This is a genomic window from Ruegeria sp. AM9 (assembly GCF_056540565.1).
Genome location: NZ_JBQFWY010000007.1, coordinates 57,253 through 75,227, shown reverse-complemented (window position 1 = coordinate 75,227; position 17,975 = coordinate 57,253). Strand labels below are relative to the sequence as shown.

Genomic DNA, 17,975 nt, shown 5'->3' with positions numbered 1-17,975 from the left:
CCTAACCCCCTGCCCGGTTCTCGATGCTGCGCACCAGAGAGGCCGGAACCTTGGGCGCGCTGAGCTGGCTCAGGGCGCTGGCCTTGGCCTCAGTGGTCATCTGATCGCTGGCCTCGACCTGCGCCACCAGTTGGGCGCGTTGTTCGTCGGACAGTTCGACCAGCCCCGGATCGGCCCCGGCATTGGCCTCATCCCGCAGCGGTCGCACACGCACCCCGCCGCCCAGCAGCGGCGTGCGGCCAATCACAACCTCGCGCCCGACCAGCCCCTGCCCGCGCAGCAGCACCTCATCGCCCTGACGACGGATCAGCTGCACCGGCAGCGCCTCGAGCCGGTCATCGGCGCCCAGCACCAGCACCGTGCCCGCCGCGTCCAGAACCGAGGAGGGCAGGCGCACCACGTTGTCCAGCGGCTGTTCTTCGACCGTGACTGTGACGAAATCGCCGGGCTTGAACCCCGGCGCGTCCTCCAGCCTTGCATAGACCAGCCGCCCGGTCTGGCCTTCGCCCGCGGAACCGCTGTCGCGGCTGATGCGGCCATGGGCCGTCAGATCAGTACCCGTGACCTCAAGGGATACGGTGACCGGCGCGTTGATCAGGTCACCCTCGGCATCCAGCAAACGCACGTATTGCGCAGTCGAGACGCGAAACGCCACCTCAAGCGCGGTGGGATCAACCAGTTCCGCCAGTTTTTCGTTGGCCGACACCAGCCGCCCTTCGACCAGCGTTACATCTGTCAGTGTCCCGGCAAACCGCGCGCGGACGGTCATGTCATCCAGATCGCGCTCGGCGGCCTCAAGCGCGATACGGGCGCGGGCCAGCAAGGTGGTTGCCTGATCGACCCGCGATTCCGCCTGCGCCAGAGATATACGGCGGGCCAGCACCGATTGCTGGGCGGCAGCCTCGGCCAGTTCCGCCTCTTCCACGGCGGCAGGGGTTCCGACCCCGCGGCCCTGCAGGTCTTTCTGCCGTTGCAAGGCGCGCCCCCGCAAGGCCGCCTGCGCCTCGGCCGAGTTCAGTTCGTCCTGCGCCAGCAGCAGCGATCGTTCCGCGTCGCGTTCTTCAAATTGGGCGTCCAACAGATCGGACTTGGCGCGATCCAGCGCCGATTGCGCATCCGCCGGGTCCAGTTCGACCAGAACCTCCCCTGCGGTGACGACGCCGCCATCCTCGAAATCCTCGGCCAGAGACACCACCCGCCCGCCCAGCGCGGCGCGCAATTCCAGACGGCGGCGGCTTTGCACCTCGCCAAAGGCTTCAAGATAGGGGGTGACGGTTTCAAGTTCAGCCGGGCGCACGCTGACAGCAAAGATGCGTTCGCGCGCCTCGGGCGGCGTGTTTTCGCGCGTCAGCGCGTCCTGCACCGCGCCGGTGATCATCTGCACTGCGACAAACAGCAGGGCCAGCGTCAGAAACGCCAGAAAGACACCAACAAGGCTTTGCCTCAGAAATCGCATCAATCACTCACCCCGGTCGCATCAGGCTGCCACGTGCAAAAGGTAGCCGGGCACAGAAAAATGCCAAGCCACAAAGCGGTTACAAACAGTTATACGTGCAACCAGTCTACTTCCGTCGCAGATGTTCGTCCAATCGGGGCATTATTTCCACGAAATTACAGGGGCGGTGGCGGTAATCGAACTGTTTTTCCAGAATCCCGTCCCAGGCATCCTTACAGGCGCCGGGGCTGCCGGGCAGCGCAAACAGATAGGTGCCGCCCGCCACGCCGCCCGTGGCGCGGGACTGCACGGCGGAGGTGCCGATCTTTTCCATTGAAATAATGGTGAACACCGTGCCGAACGCCTCGATTTCCTTTTCATAGACGTCGCGATGTGCCTCAACCGATACATCGCGGCCCGTCAGGCCGGTGCCCCCGGTCGAGATCACCACGTCAATCTCGGGATCACCAACCCACAGCCGCAGCTGGGCCGCGATCTCGCCCCGCTCATCCCGGATGATCTTGCGGTCGGCCACCGAATGGCCCGCGCGCTCAATCCGGTCGACCAGCGTCTGACCCGAGCGGTCTTCGTCCAGCGACCGTGTATCCGAGACGGTCAGAACGGCGATCCGAACCGGAATGAACTCTTTGCTTTCATCAATGCGCGACATTTGGCGTCAGGCCCTTTCCATGATGGCAAGCCGGACGGCAAGGGCGGTGAAAATCCCCCCCGTCACCCAGCCCATGATACGAGAGGCGCGCGGGTTCGAGATCAGAACCTTGCCCGCGCCACCGGCAAATATGCCCACCAGCCCGTTCACGACAAACCCGCCCAGCGCGATGATGACGCCGAAAATCAGGAATTGCGGCAGGATCGGGCCGGTGGCGGGGTTCACGAATTGCGGGATGAAGGCCAAGACAAACAGGATGACCTTGGGATTGGTCAGGTTCACCACCATCCCGTCCCGAAACGCATGGCTTGTGGGTTTCGCGGGCGCATCGGCAGACACCGCCCCGTTCCGGATCGCCCCCCATGCCAGATACAGCAGATAGGCCACGCCCATCCAGCGGATCACGTCGAACAGCCACGGCAGGCTGTTCACCGCGGCACCCAACCCCAGCCCGGCCAGCAGCACGTGCACCATCAGCCCCAGCGAGATACCCGCGCTGGCCACCAGCGCCGGGCGGGCACCGGACCGCAGGCCCTGACCAAAGCAGAACATCATGTCGGCGCCGGGGGTGAAATTCAGCGCCAGAGCTGCCGGGATGAATGCCAGCAGAGTGACCGTTTCTATCATAAGGTGACCTCGAACCAGTTTACCTTGGGGCCAAGATTGGCGATCTGCGTGCGCCCCAGCGCGCCGCGATAGCCCCAGCTGTCGTGGATATGGCCGCACAGCGCGTATTGCGGCTGCAACCGTTCGACCGCGTCGCGCACGGCGACCGAGCCGACCGCGTCGCCCTGCGACGTGACATCGCCATACCCCTTGGGCGGAGAATGCGCGATCAGAATATCGGCGCCATCGCAGCGATCCAGCAACTCGGCGGCCTCGGAATCGGTGAGGTCGCAGGACCAGTCGCCAAACGGCGTGACCGGCACGCCATACCCCAGCCCGAACAGGCGCAATCCGTCCAGGGTCATGCCGGTGCCATGCAGCACATGGCCACCTTCGGGCGCCGCGTCGGTCAGTTCCTGCGCGCTTTCCGCATTGCCGGGTACCATGACAAAGGGCGCGGTGATGCCGGACAGCATCGCCATCGCCTCATCCAGCCCCTGCCGCATGTTGCAGAAATCTCCGGCTCCGATCACCAGATCAGCCTCGGCGCTGGCGGCCACAACCTCGGCCGCGCGGTTGCGGGCCATATGCAGGTCGGAAAAGGCCAGAACGCGCATCATTTCCCCTCCAGCTTGGCCCTGAGCTCCAGCAGATCGGCCCAGGCCTGGCGCTTCATCTGCGGCTGGCGCAGCAGATAAGCAGGGTGGAACATCGGGATAACCGGTAGGTTCAGCGCCTGATCCCATTGCCCCCGCAGCCGTGTGATGCCGCGTTTGCCCAGCACCGCCTGACAGCTGATATTGCCCATGATCACCAGAACCTCGGGCTTGGCCAACGCCACGTGACGTTCGAGGAAGGGCTTCATCATGCCGATTTCTTCGGGTTTGGGATCGCGGTTTTGCGGCGGTCGCCACGGCAGGACATTGGTGATATAGACGTTCTGGCTGCGATCCAGATCAATCGCCGCCAGCATCCGGTCCAGCAATTGCCCGGCCCGTCCCACGAACGGCTTGCCCTCGCGGTCTTCCTCGCGGCCCGGGGCCTCGCCTATGATCATCACCCGCGCGCCCGGCGTGCCGTCGGCAAACACCAACTGCCGCGCGCCGCGTTTCAACTCGCAATGGTCGAACGCCTGCATCGCGGCCTGCAATTGATCCAGCGATCCGGCGCTTTGGGCAGCGGCCTTTGCCACCGCGACCGGATCGACCTTTTTCGGCTTTTCGGGCGCGGCCTGAACGACTGCGGGTTTCTTGGCCTTGGGCGCAGTATCGGGCAGCGCATACCGGTCGACCGGCGCATCACCGATCGCATCCGTTGCGCCCAGTTCGATCTGCCAGTCCAGCAGCGCCCGCGCAGTATGATAGTCCAAAGCCGATTCCATACCCCTCAATCTAACCAGCTTTTGATCGAGGGAAAGCGAATAGGCCTTGATCGGGCGGTCCGTCGCACCGACCATTGCGGCATTCATGTTGGTTCTTGTGCGATTCCTTTTGATTTCCCTGCTGCTGATCCCGCTCAGCGGCCCCTCCTTTGCGCAACTGTTCGACCGCAACGGCCAATGCCGCCCCGGTCAGTTCCAATGCGGCACCCGCTGCTGTTCCGGCGGCCAAAGATGCAGCTTTGACGGCCACTGCATCCCGCTGGGTGGCACCTATTGCGGCGGCGGGCGCACCTGCGGACCGTTCGAACGCTGCGTGGCCGGGGGCACACGCTGCGCCCCAGCAGGGGCTAACAAATGCACCTCGCGCCTTGATTGCCCCGGAGGCACCTTCTGCAACGCGCGCGGCGAATGCGAACGGACCTCACCCGAGTTTGACCCGAACACCGCCATCGAAGGGTTGCCCAGCCTATGCGATGACGGCCAATCCTGCGCGGCGGGTACATCCTGCCTGCCGGGCGGCGGATGCACACGCCCCGGCTGGTTTTTGTGCGAAGAAACCGACTCGCAATGCCGCCCCGGCTTCAAATGTTCCGAGCATCAGGGCTGCGTGCCGGTCAAGGCGGTCGATTGCGGCTATGGCAAGTGGTGCAAACCCGGCGAGCAGTGTTTGCCCGAAGGTGGATGCGAGAAACTGCCCGAAGGCACTGATCCTTAGGTTGCCCTCGCGCGCGGGGCTTCCTATAAGCGGCTCGATTGTCAGACAGGAGCCCGCCCATGCGTTTCGCCCATCGTCACCTTCTTGGCATCGAGCATCTGTCGCAATCCGATATCACCGCCATCCTTGATCTGGCCGAGAAATATGTCGACATGAACCGCCAGTCGACCAAGCGTTCCGACGTGCTGTCGGGGCTGACGCAGATCAACATGTTCTTCGAAAACTCGACCCGCACGCAGGCCAGTTTCGAACTGGCGGGCAAGCGGCTGGGCGCGGATGTGATGAACATGGCGATGCAGGCCAGTTCGATCAAAAAGGGCGAAACCCTGATCGACACCGCGATGACGCTGAACGCGATGCATCCCGATCTGCTGGTGGTGCGGCATCCGCATTCCGGTGCGGTCGACCTGCTGGCGCAGAAGGTGAATTGCGCGGTACTGAACGCGGGCGACGGGCGGCATGAACACCCGACGCAGGCGCTGCTGGACGCGCTGACCATTCGCCGCGCCAAGGGACGTCTGCACCGGCTGAACATCGCGATCTGTGGTGACGTGGCCCATTCCCGCGTGGCACGGTCGAACCTGATCCTGCTGGGCAAGATGGAAAACCGCATTCGTCTGATCGGCCCGCCGACTCTGGTGCCCGGCCAGTTCGCAGATTTCGGCGCCGAGATCTATGACGACATGAACGAGGGCCTGAAAGACGTCGACGTCGTCATGATGCTGCGGCTTCAGAAAGAACGGATGGATGGCGGCTTTATCCCCTCGGAACGCGAATATTACCACCGCTACGGTCTGGACGCCGCCAAGCTGGCGCTGGCCAAGCCCGACGCCATCGTCATGCACCCCGGCCCGATGAACCGCGGGGTCGAGATCGACGGGACTCTGGCCGACGACATCAACCGATCCGTCATTCAGGAACAGGTTGAAATGGGCGTTGCCGTCCGCATGGCTGCGATGGAACTGCTGGCCCGCAACCTGCGAGACGCCGCATGAGCGATCTGACCGTCGCCCCCCATGAACGCGGCGTGATCCGCCTGTTCTCGCTGGACATGCGCCCGGAAGAGGCGAAGTTCCTGCGCGAACCGGGTGCCGCCGATCAGGTTCTGGGGGTGGCGGGGCTGGACCCGGAGCAGATTGACGTCTTTCCGGTCTCGGACCTCGAAGACCTTGGGCTTTACGGCTATCTGAACGAGGGGTGTGGCGTGTCCGCCGATCAACTGGACCGCGCCGCGCTGGAGGCCATCGAAGGTTGGGTCATGGCCCTCCGCAGCGCCGCCTTCGGCGACCGCGCGGCAACGCTGACGCCGGACCCGAGGCTGCATCTGGCCGGGCTCTACACCGAAGAGGCCACCAACTGGACCGGCGGTCCGATTGAAACCGAAAGCGCCAAGCCGTTCTCGGCGCCGCAAACCGCACCGCAGGATGACCGGCCCCGCCGCATCGGCTCGGCCGTTCTGGCGCTGGTGATCCTGCTGGCTATCGGAGGTGCCCTGTGGCTGATCCTGTGACCTTCGCCCCCGACAAAGGCGCCTATATCCGCACCAACGCATGGCTTGCTGCCTTTGCGATGGCCGGCGCGATGATCATCCTCTGGCTGATCGGCAACCCCTATCCCTGGACCGGCGCTCCTGCGGGCCTTGCCGCCATCGGCATCCGTGCGTGGTATCTAGCCTCAGAGGAACTGGTCGCCACGTGGGATATGTCCGACACCACCCTCACCGGCCCCGGCCCGCGCAAGGTGGCGTTGAACCAGATCCAGGCGGTCAACATCATGGGCAGCTTTGTCCAGATCGTCACCAAGGGCGGCGACAAGCATCTGATCAAATACCAGGCCGACCCGGCCGCCACCAAAGCCGCAATCGAAAGGGCGATGGCATGAGCAACCTGATCTTTACCAACGCCCGCCTGATCGACCCCGAGGCCGGGACGGACAGCCTCGGCTGGCTACAGGTGGCCGAAGGCCGGATTACCGCGCGCGGTGAAGGCGAGGCACCAACACTGGACGCACAAGTCATCGACTGCAGCGGGCAGTGCCTTGCGCCGGGGATCGTCGATATCGGCGTCAAGGTTTGCGAACCCGGGGAACGGCATAAGGAGAGCTATAAATCCGCCGGACTGGCGGCAGCCGCGGGCGGGGTGACAACCATCGTCACCCGGCCTGATACGCTGCCTGCGGTGGACACGCCGGAAACGCTGGAATTCGCCACCCGCCGCGCGCAGGCGGATGCGCCGGTGAACGTGCTGGCCATGGCCGCCCTGACCAAGGGGCGCGACGGGCGCGAGATGACCGAGATCGGCTTTCTGCAGGATGCCGGGGCCGTCGCCTTCACCGATTGCGATCACGTCATCGCCAATACAAAGGTGTTTTCCCGCGCGCTGACCTATGCACGGTCCTGCGGCGCGCTGGTCATCGCCCACCCGCAGGAACCCGGCCTCAGCAACGGTGCGGCGGCCACCAGCGGCAAATTTGCCGCCCTGCGCGGCCTGCCTGCGGTGTCACCGATGGCGGAACGCATGGGGCTGGACCGTGACATCGCACTGCTGGAAATGACCGGTGCGGCCTATCACGCCGACCAGATCACCACTGCCCGCGCCCTGCCCGCGCTGGAACGCGCCAAGCGCAACGGGCTGAACATCACTGCCGGAACCTCGATCCACCACCTGACGCTGAATGAGCTGGACGTGGCCGACTATCGCACCTTTTTCAAGGTCAAACCGCCGCTGCGGTCGGAAGACGACCGGCAGGCGGTGATCGACGCGGTGCGGTCCGGCCTGATCGACATCATCAGCTCGATGCACACGCCGCAGGACGAGGAAAGCAAGCGCCTGCCATTTGAAGAGGCAGCCTCGGGCGCGGTGGCGCTGGAAACGCTGCTGCCTGCGGCGCTGCGGCTGTATCACGCGGATCAGCTGGACCTGCCCACCCTGTTCCGCGCCATGGCCCTGAACCCGGCGAAACGGCTGGGGCTGGACTCGGGCCGTCTGGCCGAGGGCGCGCCCGCAGATCTGGTCCTGTTCGACCCGGATGTGCCCTTTGTGCTTGACCGGTTTGCGCTGAAATCGAAATCGCAGAACACACCGTTTGACGGCCAGCGGATGCAGGGTAAGGTCACCGCAACTTATGTCGCTGGCCAAGAAGTTTACCGGAGATCCTGATGCCCCTACTCGACAGTACGACGACCCAGCTGATCCTCTGGGCCGTGATTGGGTATCTGATGGGGTCTGTCCCCTTTGGTATGATCGTCGCCAAGATCATGGGGCTGGGCAATCTGCGCAATATCGGGTCGGGCAATATAGGCGCGACCAATGTGCTGCGGACTGGCAACAAGGGCGCCGCCGCGCTGACTCTGCTTTTTGACGCCGGCAAAGGCGCGGCGGCCGTGCTGCTGGCACGCGCATTGGCCGGAGAGGACGCCGCCCAGATCGCCGCCCTGACCGCGTTTCTGGGCCATTGCTTTCCGGTCTGGCTGGGGTTCAGGGGCGGCAAGGGCGTGGCCACCTTTCTGGGCCTGTGGCTGGCGCTGGACTGGCGCGTGGGCGTCGCCTGCTGCTTAAGCTGGCTGGTCGCGGCCGCAATCTGGCGGATTTCGTCTCTGGGCGCGTTGGTCGCCGCGGCGATGTCGACTGTCTGGGTGCTGCTGCTGACGGATGGTTCGACCTTTTTCCTGGGCATCGCCCTGACACTGCTGGTCTATTGGCGCCACAGCGCAAACCTGGCGCGGATCAGGGCCGGGACCGAACCCAAAATCGGCCAGTCTTGATCGCCCCCGACGCGTTTCTGTCCGCCTTTTTCGCCATCCCTCTCGGCTCGTCCACCGGGCAAAGCCAAGGCAGGCGGTATATCGTCAGCCGCACGGCACTGGCTGGCGGCAAGTCCCATAAGCTTGTCGCGCATCAATTGGGCGGCGGCGACTACATCAGCGTGAACCTCTATCTGACAGGCAGCAGCGGCGCGCTGCTGCGCCCGTGCGAGATACCTGCGGACAAAGTCATCGCCTTCGTGGTTGCGTTCGAACCCGACCCCTGAGGCGCCAATGCGCGAATTTGAACAGCGCCCCTTCGCCGTCGCACATTCACAATTGATTGTTTTGAACGTGATGACGCGATTGCCCACTTCGGTTGCGTGACGGCCAATTACCGGTCGCACGGACAAAAATCCCAAGGGGTGCCCAGGCGTAATTTCAGCGCCGCCGGATCGCCCGTTTCACGAAAGGTGAAAACAATGAACAAGATCAAATCCATCCTTGGCGGCGTTGCGCTGTCCGTTGCAATCGCAAGCTCGGCTCTGGCCGCAGGCGTTGAACTGAACGCAAGCTCGACCGGTCTGGCGCTGCAGGGCTACGACCCGGTTGCCTATTTCACCGAAGGTCAGCCGACCAAGGGCGATTACCGCATCACCGCGCTGCACAATGACGCGCTGTACCGCTTCGCCACTGAGGAAAACAAAGCCGCGTTCGAAGAGAACCCCGAAGCCTACCTGCCCGCATACGGTGGCTACTGCGCATTCGGTGCCGCGATGGGCTTCAAGTTCGACGGCGATCCGACCTATTGGAAGATCGTCGACAACAAGCTGTACCTGAACCTGTCGCAGGACATTCAGGAACGCTGGGAAGGCGATATCCCGGGCTTTATCGACCAAGCCAGCGCCAACTGGGAAACCATTGCCGACAAGACCCCGGCAGAACTGCAGCAATAACCCGCTGACAGAAATTACCGGATCGGCGGCGGATCACTCTGCCGCCGATTGCCATTTGCAACACCCATTTTGAAAACCTACATTTAAAGGAAAGGAAACGCCCGGTTTCAGCGGGCCGGTGCCGCCACCGATTGCAAACGCGGCGCATCTTTTGGGTCGGACACTTTGAACAAACTGTGATCCGGTCGTGAAACCGGACCGTAGTGATCAATACACACGCAGGCAGCGCGGATTTGCTGCAGGCCATTTCCGATGAAAGGACATAACATGAAAGGTAAGTTTCTTCTCGCCTCAGTGATCGCGGCCTTTTCCGCGGGTGCGGCCGCAGCGCAGTCCTCAGGCAACTGGACCGGCTTTTATGGCGGCTTGCAGCTGGGTTACGCCGATATCAACACCAGCGCATCGGGCGTGGACGGCGACGGCGTGATCGGCGGCATCATTCTGGGCTATGACTACGACCTGAGCGATTGGGTTGTCGGTCTGGGGTTCGACTATGACTGGACCGGTATCGGACTGGCCCCCGGCGTCGAGGTCGAAGAGGTCTGGCGCGTCAAGGCGCGTGCGGGCTACAAAGTGACCTCCAACGGCCTGCTTTATGGAGTCGGCGGCTTTGCCGAAGCCGGAACCGACAGTCTGGGCAGCGAGGATGGTTGGTTCATCGGGGCAGGCTATGAACAGATCGTCGCCCCGAACATCAGCGTTGGCGGCGAGATCCTCTATCACGAATTCGACAATTTCGACCGCACCGGCATCGACGTGGACGCAACCACCGTACAGGTGCGCGCGGCCTATCGGTTCTGATCGGACGACAGGTCAGCAACGGACCCGGCCCCTATGGGCCGGGTTCTGCGTGTCAGGGCTCCAGAACCGTGCTGCCGGTGGTCTGCCGGGCCTCAAGCGCGCGGTGGGCCTCGGCGACCTGATCCAACGGAAAACGCTGGTCGATGTGGAGTTTGACCTCTCCGCCCTCGACCTTGCCGAACAGGCGCCGGGCCATCGCCTGACAGACCGTGTGATCGGAAATATGGGTGAACAGGGTTGGCCGGGTGACCTTGAGCGAGCCCTTCTTTGCCAGAATTCCGATATCCATCAGCGGCACCGGCCCAGACGCGTTACCGAACGAAATCATCATTCCCAAAGGTTTCAGGCTGTCCAGTGATCCGTTGAACGTATCCGCTCCGATCGAGTCCATCACCACGTCCACGCCCTTGCCGCCGGTGATCTCGGCCACGCGTTCGGCAAAGTTCTCTTTGCGGTAATTTATGCAATGGGTCGCCCCGTTGAACTGGGCCAGGCTGCATTTTTCATCCGTACCAGCGGTGCCGATCAGGGTGATCCCCTCGGATTTGGCCCATTGGCAGGCGATCAGGCCCACGCCCCCCGCCGCCGCGTGAAACAGCACGGTATCGCCGCGTTTCAGCGGCGTGGTGCGGTGAAACAGGTATTCCACCGTCATCCCCTTGAGCATCATCGCCGCCGCCGCATCGAATGAAATCCCGTCGGGCAAGGGGCAAACCTGCGCCGCAGGCATCACCCGCGCATCGGAATAGGCGCCCGAGGGCGCGGCGGCATAGGCGGCACGCTGGCCGGGCTCCAGATGGGTCACACCTTCGCCGACGGCTTCGATCACACCTGCGGCCTCCATGCCCAAAGCATGCGGCAGGTCCATCGGGTACAGCCCCGTGCGCTGGTAGACGTCGATGAAATTCAGCCCGCAGGCGTGATGGCGAATGCGCACCTCTCCGGGACCGGGGTCTCCCAGGGGGCGGTCTTCGATCTTCAGAACTTCGGGGCCGCCGTGTTCGTGAATGACGACGGTTCTTGCCGTTTGCTGCATGCTGACCTCCTGTTGCCTGAAGCCAAGCTAACACGCCTGTAAATAAGGGCAATCGGCACGATTCCGCGCCACGCAACCGCAACGCGAAAAAATGTGCTATACTCATGACCGGGCGTTGCCGGCTGGTCCGGCCAAGGGCAACCGATGCCGGAACCACCCTGCTGCGCGGATACGCAAAGGGAGGGGAAAGACGATGGCCAAGACGATTGGAAATCCGATCAGCTGGACCGCCCGGAATATCGGCGCGACCGGCGATCATATTGCAGAAAGCGTGAACCGCATCGGCAGCGCAGATACACGGCACCTGCCAGAGGTACGGACCCTGACGATGCAGGACCTGCGCGCCTGTCTGCGGGCGGGCTATGGCGATTTTCTGGAAACGCGGGCCGATGCCATATTCATCGTGCTGATCTACCCCATCGCGGGGTTGCTGATGTTCGGCTTCGGCCTGAACCGCAATATGGTGCCGCTGCTGGCACCGCTGATTCTGGGGTTTGCCCTGATTGGCCCGATCGCCGCCGTGGGCCTGTATGAAATCAGCCGCAAACGCGAAAAGGGGGGCGAGGTGCACTGGCTTGACGCGTTCGGGGTGTTTCAGTCGCCGTCTTTCGGGGCAATCCTGATGCTGGGCTTTTATCTGGTCATGTGGCTGCTGATCTGGTTGATGGTCGCGCAGAGCATCTTTGTTCACACGCTCGGCCCCGACGTGCCCACATCAATCGGCGCCTTTGTCACGCAGGTCTTCACCACCGGCGCGGGCTGGACGATGATCATCTTCGGCAATGCGGTCGGATTCCTGTTTGCCTTGGTCGCGCTGGCCATCAGCGTGGTTAGCTTTCCGCTACTGCTGGATCGCAAGGTGGGGCTGCCGGTGGCAGTCGTGACCTCGGTACGGGTGCTGCGCCACAATCCCAGAGTGATTCTGGCATGGGGCTTCATCGTCGCTGCCCTGTTGGTCCTTGGCGCAATCCCGATGATGCTGGGGCTAATCGTGGTGATGCCGGTACTGGGTCACGCTACATGGCACTTGTATCGCCGCGCGGTGGTCTGACGGAAAGCGCGCGGGACAGGCCCGCGCCGCTCGGTTAACCCGCGACCTTCAGGACGATCTTGCCGATATGGCCCGAGCTTTCCATCCGCGCGTGTGCCGCTGAGGCCTCTACCAGATCGAACTCGCTGTCCATGACGGGGGCAACCTTCCCGGCCTCCAGCAACGGCCAGACCGCCTCACGCAATTCCTGAGCGATTTTCGCCTTGGCCAGGTCGCTTTGCGGACGCAGGGTGCTGCCAGTCAGAGTCAGACGTTTGACCATCATCAGGGCAAAGTTCAGTTCGACCTTCGGCCCCTGCAGAAAGGCGATCTGCACCAGACGGCCATCCTCGGCCAGCGTTTTGACGTTGCGCGGGATATAGTCGCCGCCCACCATATCAAGGATCAGGTTTGCACCGCCCTCGGCCCGCATCACGCCGACGAAATCCTCATCGCGGTAGTTGATCGCCCGCTCGGCACCCAGCTTGACGCAGGCCTCGCATTTCTCATCCGAACCGGCGGTGGCAAAGACACGGGCGCCAAAGGCGTGGGCCAATTGGATCGCCGTTGTACCGATCCCGCTTGAGCCGCCATGCACCAGAAACCGCTCGCCAGCCTTCAACCCGCCGCGCATGAAGACGTTGGACCAGACGGTAAAGAAAGTCTCGGGCAGGCATGCAGCCTCTTTCATCCCCATGCCCTTGGGGACCGGCAAACAATGTGCGGCGGGGGTGGCTACGTATTCGGCATATCCGCCACCGGGCAGCAAGGCGCAAACCTGATCGCCGATCGAAAGCCCCTCGACCCCTGAACCCACCGCAACCACTTCGCCCGAGGCCTCCAGCCCCGGCAGATCGCTGGCACCCGGAGGCGGGTCATAGGCCCCGGCTCGCTGCAAGGCGTCGGGGCGATTCACCCCCGCATAAGCCACCTTGAGGATCACCTGGCCGTTTTGCGGCTCGGGGATCGGCCGTTCGGTCAGGTGCAGAACATCCGGGCCGCCGGGCTGCGAGATTTCTACGGCGCGCATCGTCTGGGTCATGGGCAAATCCTCCTTTGCCCAATGCCTAACAGGCAAATTCCGGAAGGCCCAGATACTTACTTGCGCGGGTCCAGCATCCCGGGCAGATCAGCGCGCATTTTCATCGGCGGCTTAACCTGGCTGGCGAACCAGTTCGGCACCGCAAGGAACGGCTTGAACAGCGGATTGCCGTTCACCTGCGCCTTGAGTTTTTCGAACTGCATGACGTTGTCGATACGCCGGTCCAGAAACGCCCACGTTTTTTCGTGATCCGGGGACTCATCCCCCAGCCAGAACAACAGGGTCGAGGAATAGACCCCCGACAGGGTCGCGCGCTTGGTGTACCAGTTCACATCGTCCGAGGTATCGCCCAGCGTGTCCCAAATCAGGTCGCAAGTCTGCCACAGCGCCTTGGCCCCGTCCGCCGCATGGGTCGGCAGGGAAAACAGCGTCATCCCCCGGCGCACCAACTCCTTGTCGGTCACGGCCTCAAGCCGGAACCGGACGCCCGCCGCCACGCGGTCGCGGAATTTCATCTCGCTCAGGTCGGTGGATTTCAGACGGTCCACCATGGCCGCATCGCCCCGCGCATGAAACGCCAGCGCCAGATCAACCGCACCGCGGGGGCAGATCGCGCGTGCCAAACCGTCCTCCAGATCGCAATCGGTGATCGCAGCGCGAAAGCTGACCTCGGACCAGCCATCAAACGGCACGTGGATCAGGATCGCATCCAAAAGCTGTTGTTTTGCATCTTCATAAGTGACAGTCATGGCGGTTCTCCGGTTCTCGGGGCCAGTACTAGACAAGATAGACCGGCTTTGCTATACGGCCAACTCCTGCAATTTCCTTGCAACTCTATCTAGAAAGGTGGTGACAACCACATGCAGGTTAGTGTTCGCGACAATAACGTCGATCAGGCGCTTCGTGCCCTGAAGAAAAAGCTGCAGCGCGAAGGCGTGTTCCGTGAAATGAAGCTGAAGCAACATTTCGAGAAACCGTCCGAGAAAAAAGCGCGCGAGAAAGCTGAAGCGATCCGCCGTGCCCGTAAACTGGCACGCAAGAAAGCCCAGCGCGAAGGTCTGCTCTAAGAGCTGCCTGAGTCTCGTCCAGCTTTGGATGACACTATTTGACGACCCCCGAGGCCCCGCCCGGGGGTTTGTCGTTTTTACCCCCACAGTTTCGCCGATCAAACGCCTTGCGCGGTTCAAATCACCGCGTTCCTTTCGGGCGTCCACATCTTGGCCACAATCGCATCACATAAAATCACAAGCGCATAGCGCATCATTCGTTAGCCCCTTTTAAAAAAGATCATTTCCCCGATGACGACCCGAATTATTGTCAGAGTTCTTGCAGTTCTCACCCTCGCCTGCACGGCAGGTCTTTTGGTGTTCAAGCCGGTCAGTGGAAAATCTGACAACCCCTTCGTCCTTGCCTGCACCGATGCGCCGGACAAAGCGACCAGAATCGAAACCTGCTCCAAAGCTCTGGAACTGGATGGCCTCACCAACAGCGAGCGGGGCGACACTGCGTTTTACCTGGCCCGGGCGGTCGCCCCGGATGACGCAGAGCGCGCTGTCGCGCTGTACACCCAATCAATAACACTGACGCCTGACAATATGTCGGCTTTTCTGAACCGCGGGGCGCTGTACCGAAAGGCCAGAGAATACGATCTGGCCGTCGCTGATTTCTCAACCGTCATTGGCCATATAAATCGGAAAAACGCGGACCAGCTTTTTGACGTGTACCTGCAACGGGCCCGGGTTTTGAAAATACAGGACAAATTCACCGAGGCGATGGCCGATGTGGATGCGGCACTGGATTACGACCCGGACAATATCGACGCGATCGAGGCAAAAGCAGATATTCTGTCAGAACAGGACCGCGACGCAGATGCCCTGTTGGTGCTGAACGAGGCGATCGCAAGGCTTCCCCAGGACAGTAACGTCATCCCATTGCGGAAGGCGCGCGCGTGGTCAAATGGTAATCTCTTCAACCTCGACGAGGCGTTTGCAGACGTCGAAACGATATTGGAAATGGGCGATAACTCGGCTTGGACGTGGTTTTGGCGGGGCCTTTTGCACTGGGAAATTGGCGACCGCAAAGCCGCGTATTGGGATTTCCGTAAATCCCTGGCGATCAACCCGCACTATTGCCGATCCATCTGGTCGATGAACGTGTGGAGTAATACGCTTTGGGAAATGGGTGAAACCACGCCATTGAAGGCGCGTGATATCCTTGATGACGTCCTCGCCGAGCACCCCGACGACCCCAAGCTTCTGGATCTCCGGTATCACTTCAGCCTGCAGGCAGAAGGCCGTGAAACCGCCTTGCAGGATCTCAATCGCTTGATTGAAGCCGCAGACTATCCTGATTGGTGGATATCTATCCGCGCAGGTACGAACATGAGACTTGGTCGAAACGACTTGGCGCTGGCTGATCTGAACGTACTGATAGACAAAAATGAAACACGCGAGGACGTAATTCTTCAGACACATTATGAAATCGAAGAGTTGCTAAAGGCTGGGAAGCGTTGTGTCACAGAAGAACTTGTTTCAGACAACTTGAATTTAATGACCCTGTATGCTTCTTCACTAAGGCGAAAGACCGAAATTCTTGTGGCGGCGGGTGATTGGAATGCCGCCCTTGCCACTTTGAACCTGAGGGTAGAGCATGACCCGGACGGCGTGGACCATTTGCGAAAGCGGGGCGTAGTTCTGGAAAAGCTCGGTCGCCCGAACGATGCTCTTGCAAGCTATGATCAGGCCATTCGATTGATCGAAACCGAAGAAGGCGAAAGATCAAACAGTGAAAATGGCTATGCAGACACCTATGACTATCGCGGGTCGATCCATCAGTCGCGGCACCGGGCAGATCAGGCGCAGGCCGATTTTGACAGTGCGCTCAAGCGGGGCAACGCCGAATTTGCGAAAGCGTTCCAACGCAGGATGCAAAGTGCCGGTCACTATGATGGGTCGATAAACGGCACCTACGACACGGCGACCAAAGACGCGCTGCAGCTATGTGCATCCGATATTCACTGCATCGACCCCGAGGCCTCTGACCGTCTGAAGCAAGACTAAGCACGCCGGGCCCTACAAACCTTTGGAGCTGGCGGGCGGCGACCTTTCCGATCGGTCGGTTCTTGCCATTTACCAAAACCTCCGGTGCGGCAATCCGCCGAGTCGCGCCAAGCCCGTTTGGACCGGCATTTTGCAGCGCAGCGAATCTTTCACCGACAGCACGCCCCTGCCGGATTTCGCCTGAATCCCCGCCTCCTCTGTCCGTCCGTTCGGTGCCCCCTGTAACTGGCCCGGTCTGCACAGACGACCACTCAAACCGGAGGCAACCATGTCAACTGCAAGTACATTCGAGCAAGAAATGCTGGCGCTGATCAATGAAGAGCGCACATCCCGCGGGCTGAACCCGCTGAAACTGGAAACCCGCCTGAATGACTCGGCCGAGGATCACAGCGCCTGGATGCTGAACACCGATACGTTCAGCCACACCGGATCGAACGGGTCCAGCGCGACCGAGCGGATGCGGGACGCCGGGTTCGACTTTTCCGGCAACTGGCGGTCGGGTGAGAACATCGCCTGGCAATCGGAACGCGGCGCGCAGGGCATCAGCGATGATGTCGAGCAGTTGCACCAGAGCCTGATGAACAGCCCGGGTCACCGCGCCAATATCCTGAACCCCGATTACGAATACATCGGGATCGGCATCGAAGAAGGCAATTACAACGGCTGGGACGCCGTCATGGTGACCCAGAACTTTGCCACCACCGATGGCACTGTTGTGCTGGACAACGGCACCGCACCGATCCCACCGGTGGAAGAGCCTGTGGCAGAAGACCCCGTGATGGAAGAGCCCGACGTCACCGAGAATGAGGAACCGGTGGACGAAACCCCTGACACCGATTTCACCGAGACCGAGGAACCGGCGGACGAAACCCCTGACACCGATGTCACCGAGACCGAAGAGCCGGCAGACGAAACCCCTGACACCGACGTCACCGAGACCGAGGAGCCGACGGACGAGACGCCCGACACTGACGTCACCGAGACCGAAGAGCCGGCGGACGAAACGCCCGACACCGACGTCACCGAGACCGAGGAACCGGCAGACGAAACGCCCGACACCGACGTCACCGAAACCGAGGAACCGGCGGACGAAACGCCCGATACCGACGTCACCGAAGCCCCGGCGGATGATTGTTTCGACGTGGAAGGGTTCCTTGCGGCGATTGAAGACTTCGTGAACGACCTGCTGGTCCTGGTTGACGATTTCCGGCTGAACGATGTCCCGGCAACCGATACCGCAGAGGTTGAGGATGACTTCATGCTGACCTGGGACATGTGTGACGACGCCCCGGCCGAAACCGATGTCACGTCGGACATGGGTGCGGACATGCAGGACGATTTCTTCACCTTCGTCTCGATCGACAACGCCGGCATGATGGACTTCGTCTAAGCTTACATCCGGCACGCGGGGCGCCTTTTCGGCGCCCCGCGCTTACGTGCGGGTCAATCTGCGCAGGATTCCGCACAAATGAGGCAAAACCGGCGGTGACAATTCGCTCAGC

At 62.0% G+C, this 17,975-nt stretch carries 21 protein-coding genes; 13 read left to right on the top strand and 8 right to left on the bottom strand.

The window, feature by feature from the left end; genetic code table 11:
• Position 1 precedes the first annotated feature (1 nt).
• The 5 genes from ACR0DO_RS13215 to ACR0DO_RS13195 form a co-directional block, all read right to left on the bottom strand.
• Positions 2-1,456 carry an efflux RND transporter periplasmic adaptor subunit gene (locus ACR0DO_RS13215; protein WP_480559360.1) on the bottom strand — a complete coding sequence of 485 codons (1,455 nt, stop codon included), beginning with the start codon at positions 1,454-1,456 and terminating at the stop codon, positions 2-4.
• A gap of 106 nt (positions 1,457-1,562) precedes the next feature.
• Positions 1,563-2,105, bottom strand: a complete 543-nt coding sequence (moaB, locus tag ACR0DO_RS13210) for a molybdenum cofactor biosynthesis protein B (protein WP_170402870.1) — start codon at positions 2,103-2,105, stop codon at positions 1,563-1,565.
• 6 nt (positions 2,106-2,111) lie between these two features.
• On the bottom strand, positions 2,112-2,732 hold the full coding sequence (locus ACR0DO_RS13205) for a LysE family translocator (RefSeq protein ID WP_170446325.1): 621 nt from the start codon (positions 2,730-2,732) through the stop codon (positions 2,112-2,114).
• A complete protein-coding gene (locus ACR0DO_RS13200; protein ID WP_480559358.1) occupies positions 2,729-3,328 on the bottom strand; it encodes a metallophosphoesterase family protein in 600 nt (199 codons plus the stop codon). The genes ACR0DO_RS13205 and ACR0DO_RS13200 overlap by 4 nt, the downstream gene beginning before the upstream one ends.
• Positions 3,328-4,092 (bottom strand): uracil-DNA glycosylase, encoded by a 765-nt coding sequence (locus ACR0DO_RS13195; protein WP_480559356.1) that lies wholly within the window; start codon positions 4,090-4,092, stop codon positions 3,328-3,330. Before ACR0DO_RS13195 ends, ACR0DO_RS13200 begins: the two co-directional genes overlap by 1 nt.
• Before the next feature lie 85 nt (positions 4,093-4,177).
• Here ACR0DO_RS13195 and ACR0DO_RS13190 point away from each other — a divergent pair, with 85 nt between their 5' ends.
• From ACR0DO_RS13190 to ACR0DO_RS13150, 9 genes are all read left to right on the top strand, one after another.
• A complete protein-coding gene (locus ACR0DO_RS13190) occupies positions 4,178-4,807 on the top strand; it encodes a scavenger receptor class F, member 2 (RefSeq protein WP_480559354.1) in 630 nt (209 codons plus the stop codon).
• Positions 4,808-4,866: 59 nt separating this feature from the next.
• Positions 4,867-5,802, top strand: coding sequence for an aspartate carbamoyltransferase catalytic subunit (locus ACR0DO_RS13185; RefSeq protein WP_480559352.1), 936 nt, complete (start codon positions 4,867-4,869; stop codon positions 5,800-5,802).
• A complete protein-coding gene (locus tag ACR0DO_RS13180; RefSeq protein WP_480559350.1) occupies positions 5,799-6,317 on the top strand; it encodes a hypothetical protein in 519 nt (172 codons plus the stop codon). Before ACR0DO_RS13185 ends, ACR0DO_RS13180 begins: the two co-directional genes overlap by 4 nt.
• Entirely contained in the window at positions 6,302-6,688 is a 387-nt protein-coding gene (locus tag ACR0DO_RS13175) for a hypothetical protein (protein ID WP_480559348.1), read from the top strand. Before ACR0DO_RS13180 ends, ACR0DO_RS13175 begins: the two co-directional genes overlap by 16 nt.
• Positions 6,685-7,965 carry a dihydroorotase gene (pyrC, locus tag ACR0DO_RS13170; protein WP_480559346.1) on the top strand — a complete coding sequence of 427 codons (1,281 nt, stop codon included), beginning with the start codon at positions 6,685-6,687 and terminating at the stop codon, positions 7,963-7,965. Before ACR0DO_RS13175 ends, pyrC begins: the two co-directional genes overlap by 4 nt.
• Entirely contained in the window at positions 7,965-8,570 is a 606-nt protein-coding gene (gene plsY / locus ACR0DO_RS13165) for a glycerol-3-phosphate 1-O-acyltransferase PlsY (RefSeq protein WP_480559344.1), read from the top strand. Before pyrC ends, plsY begins: the two co-directional genes overlap by 1 nt.
• On the top strand, positions 8,567-8,836 hold the full coding sequence (locus ACR0DO_RS13160; protein WP_480559342.1) for a hypothetical protein: 270 nt from the start codon (positions 8,567-8,569) through the stop codon (positions 8,834-8,836). Before plsY ends, ACR0DO_RS13160 begins: the two co-directional genes overlap by 4 nt.
• 195 nt (positions 8,837-9,031) lie before the next feature.
• A complete protein-coding gene (locus ACR0DO_RS13155; protein ID WP_170446338.1) occupies positions 9,032-9,505 on the top strand; it encodes a YHS domain-containing (seleno)protein in 474 nt (157 codons plus the stop codon).
• A gap of 267 nt (positions 9,506-9,772) precedes the next feature.
• Positions 9,773-10,306, top strand: coding sequence for an outer membrane protein (locus ACR0DO_RS13150; RefSeq protein ID WP_480559340.1), 534 nt, complete (start codon positions 9,773-9,775; stop codon positions 10,304-10,306).
• Positions 10,307-10,358: 52 nt separating this feature from the next.
• Here the strand turns inward: ACR0DO_RS13150 and ACR0DO_RS13145 are convergent, their stop codons facing one another.
• Positions 10,359-11,342, bottom strand: a complete 984-nt coding sequence (locus ACR0DO_RS13145; protein ID WP_480559338.1) for a quinone oxidoreductase family protein — start codon at positions 11,340-11,342, stop codon at positions 10,359-10,361.
• Positions 11,343-11,535: 193 nt separating this feature from the next.
• Between ACR0DO_RS13145 and ACR0DO_RS13140 the strand changes: the two genes are divergently transcribed.
• Complete coding sequence (locus ACR0DO_RS13140; RefSeq protein WP_480559336.1) at positions 11,536-12,393, top strand: DUF2189 domain-containing protein; 858 nt, start codon at positions 11,536-11,538, stop codon at positions 12,391-12,393.
• A gap of 34 nt (positions 12,394-12,427) precedes the next feature.
• Here ACR0DO_RS13140 and ACR0DO_RS13135 read toward each other — a convergent pair whose 3' ends face one another.
• Positions 12,428-13,414, bottom strand: a complete 987-nt coding sequence (locus ACR0DO_RS13135) for an NAD(P)H-quinone oxidoreductase (protein ID WP_480559334.1) — start codon at positions 13,412-13,414, stop codon at positions 12,428-12,430.
• Positions 13,415-13,470: 56 nt separating this feature from the next.
• Complete coding sequence (locus ACR0DO_RS13130; RefSeq protein WP_480559333.1) at positions 13,471-14,163, bottom strand: COQ9 family protein; 693 nt, start codon at positions 14,161-14,163, stop codon at positions 13,471-13,473.
• A gap of 111 nt (positions 14,164-14,274) precedes the next feature.
• On the opposite strand from ACR0DO_RS13130, the gene rpsU reads away from it, so the two are divergent.
• The 3 genes from rpsU (at position 14,275) to ACR0DO_RS13115 (ending at position 17,863) form a co-directional block, all read left to right on the top strand.
• The gene (gene rpsU / locus ACR0DO_RS13125) at positions 14,275-14,481 is read left to right on the top strand and encodes a 30S ribosomal protein S21 (protein WP_005614280.1); all 207 of its coding nucleotides are present in this window, start codon (positions 14,275-14,277) and stop codon (positions 14,479-14,481) included.
• A gap of 231 nt (positions 14,482-14,712) precedes the next feature.
• Entirely contained in the window at positions 14,713-16,473 is a 1,761-nt protein-coding gene (locus tag ACR0DO_RS13120; RefSeq protein WP_480559332.1) for a tetratricopeptide repeat protein, read from the top strand.
• Between the two features lie 268 nt (positions 16,474-16,741).
• The gene (locus tag ACR0DO_RS13115) at positions 16,742-17,863 is read left to right on the top strand and encodes a CAP domain-containing protein (protein ID WP_480559330.1); all 1,122 of its coding nucleotides are present in this window, start codon (positions 16,742-16,744) and stop codon (positions 17,861-17,863) included.
• The last annotated feature ends 112 nt before the right edge of the window (positions 17,864-17,975 follow it).